Origin of the sequence: Ileibacterium valens, assembly GCF_001945525.1 — a bacterium.
In the GTDB taxonomy this organism is placed as follows: domain Bacteria; phylum Bacillota_I; class Bacilli_A; order Erysipelotrichales; family Erysipelotrichaceae; genus Ileibacterium; species Ileibacterium valens.
This window is the reverse complement of the sequence record NZ_MPJW01000271.1, coordinates 21,849-34,562: the sequence shown is the minus strand read 5'-3', so window position 1 is coordinate 34,562 and position 12,714 is coordinate 21,849. Positions and strand designations below refer to the sequence as shown.

9 protein-coding genes are annotated in these 12,714 nt (G+C 41.4%); 3 read left to right on the top strand and 6 right to left on the bottom strand.

Translation table 11 applies throughout. The features are described 5' to 3' along the window. Positions 1-157: 157 nt before the first annotated feature. Entirely contained in the window at positions 158-1,645 is a 1,488-nt protein-coding gene (locus BO222_RS12500) for a nucleotide sugar dehydrogenase (RefSeq protein ID WP_075821071.1), read from the bottom strand. A 200-nt stretch (positions 1,646-1,845) separates the two neighbouring features. Beyond that, a complete protein-coding gene (locus BO222_RS12490) occupies positions 1,846-2,502 on the bottom strand; it encodes a Crp/Fnr family transcriptional regulator (protein WP_075821069.1) in 657 nt (218 codons plus the stop codon). Positions 2,503-2,659: 157 nt separating this feature from the next. Between BO222_RS12490 and BO222_RS12485 the strand changes: the two genes are divergently transcribed. The 3 genes from BO222_RS12485 to BO222_RS12475 all read left to right on the top strand — a co-directional run bounded on the left by BO222_RS12485 (position 2,660) and on the right by BO222_RS12475 (position 4,958). Further along, on the top strand, positions 2,660-3,568 hold the full coding sequence (locus BO222_RS12485; RefSeq protein WP_075821068.1) for a YitT family protein: 909 nt from the start codon (positions 2,660-2,662) through the stop codon (positions 3,566-3,568). Positions 3,569-3,961: 393 nt separating this feature from the next. After that, the gene (locus tag BO222_RS12480) at positions 3,962-4,450 is read left to right on the top strand and encodes an RNA polymerase sigma factor (protein ID WP_075821067.1); all 489 of its coding nucleotides are present in this window, start codon (positions 3,962-3,964) and stop codon (positions 4,448-4,450) included. Then, positions 4,443-4,958, top strand: coding sequence for a hypothetical protein (locus BO222_RS12475; protein ID WP_075821066.1), 516 nt, complete (start codon positions 4,443-4,445; stop codon positions 4,956-4,958). The genes BO222_RS12480 and BO222_RS12475 overlap by 8 nt, the downstream gene beginning before the upstream one ends. 229 nt (positions 4,959-5,187) lie before the next feature. On the opposite strand, the gene BO222_RS12470 is transcribed toward BO222_RS12475, so the two are convergent. The 4 genes from BO222_RS12470 to BO222_RS12455 form a co-directional block, all read right to left on the bottom strand. Continuing rightward, positions 5,188-8,463, bottom strand: a complete 3,276-nt coding sequence (locus tag BO222_RS12470; protein WP_075821065.1) for a UvrD-helicase domain-containing protein — start codon at positions 8,461-8,463, stop codon at positions 5,188-5,190. Beyond that, positions 8,444-11,200: a PD-(D/E)XK nuclease family protein gene (locus tag BO222_RS12465; RefSeq protein WP_075821064.1), complete on the bottom strand. Its 2,757-nt coding sequence runs from the start codon at positions 11,198-11,200 to the stop codon at positions 8,444-8,446. The genes BO222_RS12470 and BO222_RS12465 overlap by 20 nt, the downstream gene beginning before the upstream one ends. Positions 11,201-11,580: 380 nt before the next feature. Continuing rightward, on the bottom strand, positions 11,581-12,090 hold the full coding sequence (gene rpiB / locus BO222_RS12460; protein ID WP_075821063.1) for a ribose 5-phosphate isomerase B: 510 nt from the start codon (positions 12,088-12,090) through the stop codon (positions 11,581-11,583). Continuing rightward, positions 12,087-12,602, bottom strand: a complete 516-nt coding sequence (locus BO222_RS12455; RefSeq protein ID WP_075821062.1) for an RpiB/LacA/LacB family sugar-phosphate isomerase — start codon at positions 12,600-12,602, stop codon at positions 12,087-12,089. Before BO222_RS12455 ends, rpiB begins: the two co-directional genes overlap by 4 nt. Positions 12,603-12,714: the final 112 nt, after the last annotated feature.

Below are 12,714 nucleotides of genomic sequence, written 5' to 3'. Positions count from 1 at the left end.
AGTTATAGTGTGTTTGGTAATTTTGTTTATTAAGCATGAACATATTTTACCAAAAAAGGCACCTCATCCATTACGGATCAGGTGCCTCTTTTTATTTTTGGACTGTCAGAAATTTAACAGCCCCTTTGGCTTTTAGAATCTCAATAAATTTCGGCCTTTAGTCTCTGCGGAAAAGATCACGGGTATAGACCTTGTCTTCAACATCATCAAGTACACTTTCATAGCGGTTAGCGATGATGGAATCAGACATTTTCTTGAATTTTTTCAGATCGTTGACAATACGGCTTCCAAAGAATGTTGTTCCATCTTCCAATGTTGGCTCATAAATGATGACCTGAGCTCCTTTAGCTTTGATTCGCTTCATGACCCCCTGAATGCTTGATTGTCTGAAGTTATCACTGTTGGCTTTCATGGTCAGACGATAAACACCAACCACTTTATTGGAAGAATCTTCCTTTTCGCGGGAATAAGAACTATTGGCTTCATAGGTTCCAGCCAGTTCAAGGACACGATCAGCGATGAAATCCTTGCGGGTCCGGTTGGACTGAACAATGGCACTCATCATATTCTGAGGAACGTCGCTGTAATTGGCTAACAGCTGCTTGGTATCTTTTGGAAGGCAATAGCCGCCGTAACCAAAGCTTGGGTTGTTGTAGTGAGTACCAATACGCGGATCCAGACAGACTCCATCAATAATATCTCTTGTATTCAGACCTTTGCTTTCAGCATAGGTATCGAGTTCGTTGAAATAGGATACGCGAAGAGCCAGGTAAGTATTGGCAAAAAGCTTAACTGCTTCGGCTTCTGTAAATCCCATAAACAGGGTATCAATATCTTCTTTGATAGCCCCTTCCTGAAGTAAGGAAGCAAAGAGTTCTGCTTCTTCTCTGGAGTTTTCATCACAGGAGACAATAATACGGGAAGGATAAAGGTTATCGTATAAAGCCTTGGATTCACGAAGGAATTCCGGGCTGAAGATCAGGCGATCCGTTCCAAATTTTTTACGGACACTTTCCGTGTAGCCTACTGGAATGGTGGACTTGATGATCATCATGGCTTCTGGATTCACTTTCATCACCAGCTCAATGACATTTTCCACTGTACTTGTGTCAAAGTAGTTTTTCTTTGAATCATAGTTGGTTGGTGCAGCGATGACGACAAAGTCAGCATTCTTATAAGCTTCTTCACCATCCAGAGTTGCAGTAAGGTCAAGTTCTTTTTCCGAAAGGTATTTTTCAATGTATTCATCCTGAATCGGTGATTTTCTCTGATTAATCAGATCGACTTTTTCCGGAATAATGTCAACAGCTGTGACATGATGGTGCTGAGCAAGCAAAGTAGCAATCGAAAGCCCCACATAGCCAGTACCTGCTACGGCAATGTTGTATTTACGGTTGACTGCTTTTGACGAAGTTTCTTCCTTTTTTTGATCAGGATTTATAAAAAGGTCTGCCGGATTAAAATCCAGAGCTGCCGAAAGAGCGACAAGCTGATCAATGCTTGGAGTGTATTCGCCTTTTTCGATCCGTGAAATCATTCCACGGTTGATCGAAGTTTTTTTGGAAAGGTCCGCTTTCGTCATCTGCATCGAGTTTCTTTTATCTTTTATTATTTTTGACAACTTTTCTAAGTTAAAAGTATTCATGATAAGTTCTCCATTGGATGATTCTGACAGAATCGTTTGTTTTCTATAATTCGCGAATGAATCTTATCATATGTTTCTGAAAAAAGCGAACCAAAGGATGAGATGATTGAGAAAGATCGTAAAAGTTTACTTTATCCAAAGCTTTTCTGCTCCTGCCGTGATTATTTGTATAGATTCTTTGCCAAACAAATAACAATTCATCATTCTTCTGCTTCAGCTTCAAGAGCGAGACCTTTACTGTCGAGAATCTGAATGGTTTTATATCCCGCTGCAATCAGCTTTTTCCTTTCAAAATCCTTAAGAATACGGGATACAGTCGTCCGATTTAAATTGACTGAACAGGCTACATCAAGATGAGTATAAGGAAGAACTCCATTTTTAATTTCCAGAGAAGGATCCGGATCTTCACTGACCTGAAGCAAAAAGTCAGCCACTCTGGCTGGTGCGCTCATAAACGAAAGCCTCAGAACCTGTCTGGATAAGTTGGCTATCGTTGCGGCCATCAGTTCAAATACGCTGCTTAGAAGATCCGGGTATTTTTGTAAAAGCGGTAACAGCTGTTCAATCGAGCACGAGATCAGTTCGGTAGGAGTGATCGCTTCGACACTGTTTAAACGGCCGTTTTTAGAAAGAAGCGTATTTTCTCCAAAAATTCGGCCTTCTCCAATCACTTCCAATGTCATTTCATGTCCAGAATCGCTGGTAAAAAAGGCCCGTACTCTTCCTTTCTTGACAAAAAATAAGCGGTTTTGATCTTCGTTTTGAAAATAGATCATCTGACTAGGATCATACTTTCGAATGCTCCCGATCTTCTCAAGAGCCGGTAATAAATTCTTCTTAAATTTTGAATATTTCATATCTGAATTGTAGCCTGGACAACATTCTTTTTAAATCACTCTTTTTATACTGTCCTCGTTGGCAGATCGATAAACATTGATACCTATCAAAGATCTGTAAATGCCAACAGGAAAATCAAAGAAGGAATTCTGAAAAACTGAAGAAGGAGGAATTTGTATGAAGAAAATGGATGTAAAGAAAACACTGATTCAATTGCTGCCGGTACTGGCTGGAAACTTTTTAATTGCGGCAGCGGTGAATGCTTTCATTATTCCAGGAAACTTTATTTCCGGAGGATCAACGGGCCTGGCTTTGGTTCTGAACCATTTTCTGAACATTCCATATCCGCTTGCGGTGACTTCAATCAGCTGGATCTGCTTTATTCTTGGACTGCTCTGCCTGGGTATCAAATTTGCCGGACGTACACTCATCTCAGCTATTGTTTATCCAATCTTTTTTAACCTGACTGCAGGGCTTGGCCAGGCTTTTGATGGAAATGAACCGATGCTTTATGCGATTCTGGCTGGTGTCTTAATGGGATGTGGTCTGGGAATGATCCTTCAGGCGGATGCGAGCTCCGGTGGGTTAGATATTCCTCCAATTATTCTTGAAAAGAAATTCGGACTTCCGGTTTCTGCCACCATGTGGGCTATGGATGTCGTTTTATTGGTTTTGCAGATTTCACAGGCCAGTATTTTAAGCATTTCATATGGCGTAATTTATATGGCATTAACCTATGTGACCATGAATCAGATTCTTTCAAGCGGGAAGCATGCCGTGGAAATGCTGGTTTATACACCAAAATCTGAAGAAGTTCTTGAATGCATTCTTCATGATCAGGATAAAGGAGCCAGTCTGATCCATGTCAAATCCGGTTATCTCAAACAGGAAGGGTATGCCGTTCATTCCATTTTCAGAAAGAAGGATCTTGCATCAATGCAGAAAGCGGTTTTTGATATTGATCCTGATGCCTTTGTGGTCATCTCCAATGTCCGCCAGGTTCGTGGAACCGGCTTTTATCCGGCAAAGTATTCTGATCTGAAAAAAGCCAATCAGAAAAAAGAAGCGGCAAAATCGGCTGCCTGAAATCTGCATTTTCAGGGATTTGAAAAAAACTCCCATACGCCAGTTCATTTTGTATGAAAGTACAGTTTGTCTGAAATAAAGCGATCCAATTGAAAATGACCTGCAATTAATCATGCGTAAACAGGAACTGGTATTAAAAAAATACGATAAGAAATTAAATACGCCAATCAGAACGTGAAAAGATCTGCTCTGATTGGCGTTTTTTTACGGTTGGTTTTCTAATTGAAAAGTTGGAAACGAGCTGAAGATCGAAAGAAAAAACGAAATATTGGAAATTGATTGTGATTTTTTGTCCGTTTCAAACGTAATGTAAGTGAAAGATCTTTCCTTGCAGTATCACGCCTGAAGAACCAGAGTTCATTCAGGTGCAAACATTAGAAATGAGTCGATGGAATGGAAGAAAAGGAATATGAGTCGGCAGTCTTAGCATATCTTGATGACATATACCGGTTAGCGTGTTCGATTACTGGCAATGAAGCCGATGCGGCAGACATTTCTCAGGTTGTATTTATACGTCTGACAAAAACAGAAAAAGAATTTGAAACATCCAGACATCTGAAGAACTGGCTTTTGAAATGTACGGCGAATGAATCGAGAAGTCTTCTGCGTTCATTCTGGCGAAAGAATGTCTTCAGTCAGGAAGACTGGATGGAACCGGAAGTCAAACCACAGGATCCGATCCTGCTCTATTTAAGAGATCTGATACAAGGATTAAGCAAAACTGACCGAGCCATACTCTTGCTTTACTACTGGCAGGATTATGACCAAAAAGAAATTGGCAGTCTTTTGAATATGAGTCCAGGGGCTGTATCGATGCGGTTGCTAAGAATTAGAAAAAAGCTGAAAACCAAACTGACAGAAGGAAAAACAAACCATGAATAAGAACGAAAATCAAATTATTCCTGATGAAATTCAGTCTATAGATTCCTGCTTTGAGGCCCTGAATACCATTCAGGTTCCATCCTCTCTGAGAAAGGAAATCCTCATGAAAAACGAATTCACAAACAAACAGAAAAAAAGAACGGGGAAGATGATCGCGGCTGGATTACTAGCTGCGGCTATCATCGTACCGGCTGCAGATGGTCTGGTTTATGCGGCTACCGGTACGGGAGTCATTCACACCATTATTATTATTCGAATCAATGGTGAAAATGAAAAGCTTGATTTACAGGAATACAAAAACGAAGATGGAACAAAGTATTATTCTGACCAGCTCAAAAATGACGATGGTTCAGAATATTCACTGACCATTGAAGATCCAGAGACTCAAAATGATCTGCAGTTGAGTATCGATGATGACAAAACGGAAATGACTCTTGAAGGAGATGGCTCAGGAAGCGTTTCCTATACGGATAATGAAGTTTCTTCAGAAGCCGAAGATAAGAAATAACAATATAAGAAATAACAAAATAGAACTAAAGGAGACTGAATGGGAATTGCGAATAATCTAAACGATTAACAATCAACCATTCAACAGTTTGATTAGCCTAATAAACCAAAAGAAAAGCGGCGTGATTCTTCATAAGAAGATTCGCGCCGTTTTAATGTCTGATTTCAATCCATAAGGCTGTAAGTCGTATTAATCCGGTTTAAAAGCCATTTTGAATAAGAAGAAAGGATCAGGCTTTTCGTTTTGAGGGAGCTGACTTTTTAGAATCTTCCTTTGTTTGGGATGGAAGATTTTTCTGTGGCTGCAGTTCACCGAGCTCACTTAAATGGAAGGAGTAAATATAGGTTCTAACCTTTTTATCCGGATAGATCTGAGCCATGGCCTGCTCATAGGTAGATAACTGGTTGATGTACTTTCTTCCTAAGGATTCCATATCAAAGGCCGAGTCGGTTTTAAAGTCAACAATATGAATCGTATCCTGATCAAAGGCGACAAAGTCCATAAAGCCATGAACATAGGCCCCGTTTTCATTGACTGAATAAGGAAGTTCAAATTGATGTTTGCCATTCATCCACTTTTTGAATTCAGCTGAATGATTCAGCTGCAAAAACTGTCTGGCATCATTTTCATCGAGATTAAATCCAGCTTTTTTCGCCTCGCCAAGGAATTCTTCTTTTAAATATGGATAGGAAAGCCTGGCGGCCAGTTCATGAAACAGGGTTCCGCGCTCCATATTGGCTGAAGAAGTAAAGCTGATCGGATTCCAGGTTCGATTGGCTTTAGCTCCGGAGGCTGTCGAAGAAGTAATCGCTTTGACTGGCTTGTTGTAAACGGCCAGCTCCTTGCGAAAATACTTCTTTGATTTGGCAACCGGTCGTTGAACAATCTGATCGACTTCATCGTATTCGAGCTTGAATTTCGGGTTGTTTCTGTTTTCATAAGCCGTATTGAGCAGCCAGCCGCTGAATCCCTTCTTATTTAACAGGGTGCGAATACTTAAAGGTTCTTCATAGTCCTCAAGCGCCTTAATGCTGTCGACAAAAATCAGTTCTTCTTCAGCCCGGGTGGCGGCGACATACAAAAGCCGCATTTTTTCCTGCTGATCTTCAAGAAAACGCCGGGTCTGAAAAGCCAGTCTGGATTTGGTCGGACTCAGAGCATGACAGTTCTCGTTGAGTGAATGAAAGGACAGGCCTAAATCACTGTCGATTAAAATTGGATCATTGCTTCCTAAATCGGAATCACGGTCATCTGAAAGAAGATAAACAATCTTGTACTGCAGACCTTTACTTGAATGAATCGTAGAAATTTTTACTACATCATCTTCACGGCCAAAGGGGATGGCTTCACCGGTCTTATTGAAATCCGATTCAAGAGATGACTGTTCTAAAAATTCATCCAGATCCATACTCGACTGCGCTTTGGAGGCTTTTTCCAGTAACAGATCCAGGTTGGTCTTATCCTGCTCCGTCGTAAAATTGTAATAGAAATCATTCCAGGCATAGAGTTTTCGTAAAATGGCAGACAGGGAAAGTTTTTTCCAGGTGCTCATTTCATCATAAAACTTCATCATTGGATGAAAGCGCAAGGCGTTATACAAAGACTGACTCTCATCCCGGTTCAGGCTTGCTTTTACGACTGTGGATTGTCTTTGCTTGCCAATCGGTGAACAAAGCACAGCCATTAAGGCGATATCATCATTTGGATTTTTCAGAATCCGCAAAGCGGACAGGATAATCTGAATGGCCTGATTGGTATAGAATCCGGATTTTAAACGGGATATGGATGGGATGGACCAGGTTTCAAGAACATCTCTGATTTCCTGATGGTTGCTGCTTGTCCGGCTTAAGATGGCGATATCCCGATAGGAATAGCCTTCTTCAATCTTTTTCTGAATGTCTTTTGCGATCCAGTCAAAACGATTTTTCTTGTGTAAGGAACGCGCTTCAACCAGGTTTGGCCCTTTTGATTTAGTTCCTTCTTCAGATTCTTCATCATCCGAATCGCTTTTGGCATATTGTGAAAACAAAAAACGAACTGGTTTCTGCACCCCTGATTTCTGAGATTCACTTCCTGTTTTTGCGGCGTCTTCATCTGAAAACTGAGGCTTGCAGCCTGGCGCATTCATCAGCGTCTTAAAGAACAGGTTGGAAAATTCGATCAACGCGTCCTTGGAACGATAATTTTCATCCATATAGATGACTTCGGAGTTGGCATCTGGATGGTCCATAAAGCCTTTCATCAGTTCGGGTCTGGCCTGACGAAAGCCATAAATGGACTGCTTGAGATCTCCGACTCGAAAGACATTGTTCTTGCGGGCAATGGAAGAGATAATCGCTTCCTGCAGATCGTTGGTATCCTGATATTCATCAACCAGGATGACCTGATACTGTTCGCGGATTTCATTTGCGATATCTTCCATCGATAAAATCTGATAGGCAAACTGTTCCATATCGGAAAAGTCGATAAATCCCATCTTTCGCTTTTCTTCCTGATAGTAATCCTTCAGAGTTCTGGCCATTTCGACAAGCGTACTCTGCAAAGGACGAATCTGCTGCTGCGCTTGTTGATAGTCTTCTTCCAGAAACAGATGCTCTGCTACAACCGCCTGCAGCGCCTTGTAGTCATCGCAAAGATTTTTAAAGGACTGTTTGGCGATGGTTGGCGTGAATTTTCCGGTTCCGGAAATATAGTTTAAAAAATCCCGTCTGAATTTTGGATAATTCAGATCATCGATATCCTTCAGGCACTGATTCATGCAGCGGGCTTTTTCTTCAAACAGTAAGGACCATTCATCCTTGCTCTGAGCTTTGGGAAAGGAGAGATTTTCGACATTTTCTCTCATCTGCTCAAAGATTTCCCTTAAAGCAAGAATCCGCAGTCTGAAATAGTCCAGAAAGCTTTTTTCCACTTTTTCATCTTCCATGCCCAGCGTACACATGGAAAGCCAGGCGTCCGGGTCCGGTTTTGATTGTGCAATTTCAAGCAGATGTAAAATAAGCAGCTGCAAGTCGTTTTCATTTTTTTTGCATGATTCCATGTAGATCTTCAGCGCGGCATAAGAAGAAGGATTCACGTTTTTAAGCAGCCGGTCATAAGCTCTCGTTCTTGCCTGCTGGGCCAGAATATCATTATCGACTTTCTGGATCATGGAATAAGGAAGGTTTAAACGATAATAAAACTGCTGAAGGATGTTCAGGCAGAATCCATGAATGGTTGAGATGGATGCCGTCTCAAGCAGTGAAAGCTGGTTTTGAATATATGAATCATTTACATCTTCCATCTGCAGGCGCTGCTTCAGACGAATGATCATTTCTCTGGCTGCATCTTCAGTAAAGGTCATCGCCAGAATATCAGAGACCGGAATGCGGTCTATGATGACCTGCTTGATCAGCCGCTCAACCAGAACGGTCGTTTTTCCGCTTCCGGCGCTGGCAGAAACGAGAATGTTTTTGCCACGTTCATCGACGATTCGTTTTTGGACTTCAGATAACTGGACTGGCATCGATCCTGTTCACCCTTTCTGTTTCATTTAAGTCCTGATCTTCGTGATCAGAGGCTTCGACTGGATGCCTATGATCTGCTTTGGCTGCTTTTTTAGCGGCGAGTTCGTTTTTTCGATCGTATTCGGCAAATGCCTGTCTGGTGGATTCCTGAGTTCTTTCCTGTGATCCATTTCGGCAGATGCTTTTAAAAGCGCAGAATTTACAGGCATTGGCTTTATGCAGCGGAAGAACACAGCCATGGGAAAGGCTCTTGATGAAATCATCGGCCGCGCTTCTGGCCTGTTCCACCGTTTTTTCATAGGAAGGCGTCTTTTTGCGAATGACTTCTCCTTCAAAGGTATCCGTTTCAGGCATATTCTGACCTTTGATGGCATCTTTTAAAAACTGAGTAATAAATTCCTGATCGAGCTGTTCATGAGTAAACTCATTGGCACAAACCGGTTTTTTACCCCGTCCCATCGAGATGCTGAAGGCTTTATTCTGGACGGGTTTTTGTGAAAGGCTCACATCGAGGGCAGCCATTGCTTCATGAAAAGCAGAGCGGTCATTCTGATCCGAATCAGGAGTGATTTCACAGCTGCCTGATGTTTCTCCATTTTCCGGGTTGACTAACAAAAATGGAGTTCGGTTTTTTGAACTGCGGTTGACAAAGCCCTCAATATCCATTTGCATTCCATCCTTGTTTTCAGAAATTTTTATTTTCGCCTGATCGGGGATGAGACTGGCGTTGAGTTTTTTGGTGATGGGTCTTAAAATCCGAACCATTTCTAAAATTTTCTGAACATATTCCAGTTCAAGAATTTCCAGGGCTTCGGTTTTATCCTTAAAGACTTTACGGGCAAATTCAAACTGTCTTGAAACCAGAAACCGAACCTCTTCTTTTGATAAAGCCCAGACGGGTCTTTGATACCAGAGATTGGAGGATTCGATGACATCCTTTAAAATTTCAGCTTTGACTTCCAGACGCTCTTCAAGAACATAAGGCTTTTTGAGTTTGAGTCCGTACTGAAGCATGTGCTTCAATGGACACATATCATAGGCGTTGAGTGAAGAAAGAGAGGCATTAAAAGTCTTCTCCGGAAAAAAGAGCTGCGAGCTGATTTCTTCAGATAAGGAAAAGTCCGGTTTGATGTACCAGGAAGAATCTTTCCAGTGCTGAAATTTAGGATGAGCATTCATCCAGGTAAACATCTCATAACTCGTATCGCTGCTTTTTCCCTCATAATCGGCCTGAGGAACCATCACATATAGTTCTTTGGGGATTTCCAGGGAATGAAACAGAGCATTTCGCTGCAATGACAGGCGATCTGAAAGAGAAGGATATCCTTTTTTGATCTTCTGCATGTAAGCTTCATCGAAAATTCCGCCATTCATTGAGAAGGCAGGAAAATGAGCCGCATCTGCACCCGTATAGAAGACGGTTTTATGTAATGGAGAAATCTCTTTTTTGCTTCCAGCCAGAACTCCTGTGCATTCTGAGAGCGCTGAGTTTGGATACAATGAATCCAGATGACGGATGAGCAGCGGCAAATCCAGTTCAGAATGAATTTCACTTCGAACATCGCCATACAGCCGGCTGATTCCATCAAAAATGCGGATGTCATCTTCAGAGGGAGAGGGATTGGCTTTCTGAATCAAGTCACCAATATCCAGCATGGTGGCATCGTTGGCTTTCCAGGTTTTCATTTTTTCAAAGATGGGCAGCCAGGGCTGCATCTGAAGTTCCATCGACCGCATGTTTTCAAATTCGAATTCACTGATCAGCGGGTTGGGCGTATACTCGAGATGTTCAAGATCTGAACCTTCCGGGAAGAGATCCATATAGTTTCTTAACTGAGTACTCGTTTGCGGATAAAGTTCCTTAAGCAGATTCATCAAATTTTCTCTGGACTTGTCAGCAACAAATAAAAGAGCGGCTTTCCATTGGGATAGAACAGGTGAAATACTTGGTTCACTCATTAAGGTCAATGGGATTTTTCTGGCTTCAAAGACCTGAGAAAGCACACTTGCATCTTCTGGCCGGCTTAAAACAATAAAAATATCTTCCGCACTCATGTTTTCAGTAATGATCGTATCGGCAATGATTTCCATCTGAGTGCGCGGATTGCTCGTTGACCAGTAGTACCGGTTGATGGGTAGAAGGCTCTCTGAAAGTGGATCCTTATCTGGATTGGTTTTTAAATCTTTTGACGGATTTGCTGCATCCATGGAGAATCCGGAAATTTCGTCGATGGATTTTAAGACTCTGGCGCCTCCTTTTTTTAAGCGCTCTAAAATCTTCATCTCTTCAATGGAATAATTTTTATCGAGAATCCATAGACCGGACAGATCGAGCCTTTCAAAATCGGTTGAAACATAAGCCTGCTCGATTCTTGGGATGTCCTTCAATAATGAAATGACTTCAAGAAGATCCTTATCCCGTTTTGTATTCTGGGGAAGGTCTTCTATCGAAAGTTCATACAGGAAAAATTTGGACATAAAGTCAAGACAGTCTCTTAAAAAGTCGTAGTCTTCACGCGATTCAAAAAAGGAATTCGCCGCAGATAATGAAGATAATTGCTTCCTGTATTGATATAAGAGCGAAAGATTATTCTGAATTGGAAATTCAACCTGCTCGCGAAGCCAGGAATCCAGACTTAACAGGCGAATGTTGGTCGTGTTTCCGAGCATTTCATACATCTTTGCGTATAGAGGAAGATGCAGAGTACCCGGAGCAAGAATAGTAATTGGTTTCATAGGCATACCTCGCAGTATTCATCGTAAACGATTAATTGTCATTATTTATGTTTGATCTATAAAAAATCTGAACTGAAGCCAGATAAAATTATTTGATAAGTCAGAATGAATAATCAGTCATATCATAGATCAAAGAAATCTTTTCAAAGAAATACGATAGAAATCCTATATAGAAGTTATAAAACAGTATCCTTTTTAGAATAAATGGAAGAGTTGCGAAAGTAAAATCACAAATCAAGCGATAGCAGAAGCAGCAGGAGAATAAAACAGGCAAAAAAGAAAGGTTTCGTCTGTGACAATGATCAGACGAAACCTGATAAACGTGATGGCATAGGAAACAATAAAAAATACAGGATGAAATATAGGTGGAATGGAATGGCTCAGTCGTGATAAATTCCCGCTTCCCAGTCATTTAGGAAAGGATCAAACAGTTCTGAATGACTTAAATCTGTTTCAAAGCGCAGCTGATCGATCTGTCTGATCAAATCGGTATGTTTGTTTTCTTCAAATGGAGTTTCAAGAAAAACATCAACCAGATCCTCGATCACTCCAGGACCGATAACCCGGCCCCCAAAAGCCAGAACATTGGCATCCAGATTCTTTCTGGCATATTGAACCAGGACTGGATCACTGGCCAGAACGCAGCGAATACCATTGACCTTATTAGCCGCATTGGAGATACCTACTCCGGTTCCGCAAAGAACGATTGCCCGGTCTGCTTTGTTTTCAGTGACTAAATGAGCAGCTTTGCGGCCATAGATCGGATAGTGAGTTCGTTCTTTATCGTATGTTCCTGCATCGAGTACCTGATGGCCTTTTGATTCCAGAAGCTTTTTTAAATCGTCCTTGATTTCAGTGACAATGTGATCACACCCGACTGCAATGATCATAAACTGACCTCGCTGTTTTCTTCTGGTGTTAATGCATTGAGCATATTGATGCGGATCTGATGTCTGCCTCCAGAATATTTTCCGAGTAAAAACCGTTTGATGATCGAGAAGGCGACATCTTCTCCGACCAGTTTCGATCCTAAAGTGATCAGATTGGCATTGTTGTGATCGCGGGTCATTTTTGCGCTGTGTTCATCGCTGGCCAGTGCGCAGATAATTTTTGGAAATTTACTGCTCACTATAAAAGGCAGAACGCCATAGGAATCGACAAAGACTCCGCGATGAACCTGTGGATTCTTTCGTATTTTTTCAGCCATCAGACAGGACAGGGAAAACAGACTCATTTCTTCTGAATCCTGATCCTTAAAATCCTGATCTCTGCCAGGGGGAACATCCGCTTCGAGAATTTCAAAATCTTCATCCTGAAGCTTGATTTGACAGTCGTTTTGAAGCCGTCCAATCAGCAGATCAAGCAGATTACGGCTTTTTGAATCACTTGCAAGATAAATCATCAGCTTTTCAAATTTCCTTTCTTTCTTAACTTTCTTTGTAAATTTCCTTTTTCTTCAGGTCCTTGTTTCAGGTCAGCGATTTTCTTTTATGAATTTCCTGATTTTTGGAAGG

Coding starts and splice junctions, on each gene's coding strand:
- BO222_RS12465 (WP_075821064.1), bottom strand. CDS start 11,200: ATGAAACCAATTACTATTCTTGCTCCGGGTACTCTGCATCTTCCTCTA.
- rpiB (WP_075821063.1), bottom strand. CDS start 12,090: ATGATCATTGCAGTCGGGTGTGATCACATTGTCACTGAAATCAAGGAC.
- BO222_RS12475 (WP_075821066.1), top strand. CDS start 4,443: ATGAATAAGAACGAAAATCAAATTATTCCTGATGAAATTCAGTCTATA.
- BO222_RS12480 (WP_075821067.1), top strand. CDS start 3,962: ATGGAAGAAAAGGAATATGAGTCGGCAGTCTTAGCATATCTTGATGAC.
- BO222_RS12455 (WP_075821062.1), bottom strand. CDS start 12,602: ATGATTTATCTTGCAAGTGATTCAAAAAGCCGTAATCTGCTTGATCTG.
- BO222_RS12470 (WP_075821065.1), bottom strand. CDS start 8,463: ATGCCAGTCCAGTTATCTGAAGTCCAAAAACGAATCGTCGATGAACGT.
- BO222_RS12485 (WP_075821068.1), top strand. CDS start 2,660: ATGAAGAAAATGGATGTAAAGAAAACACTGATTCAATTGCTGCCGGTA.
- BO222_RS12500 (WP_075821071.1), bottom strand. CDS start 1,645: ATGAATACTTTTAACTTAGAAAAGTTGTCAAAAATAATAAAAGATAAA.
- BO222_RS12490 (WP_075821069.1), bottom strand. CDS start 2,502: ATGAAATATTCAAAATTTAAGAAGAATTTATTACCGGCTCTTGAGAAG.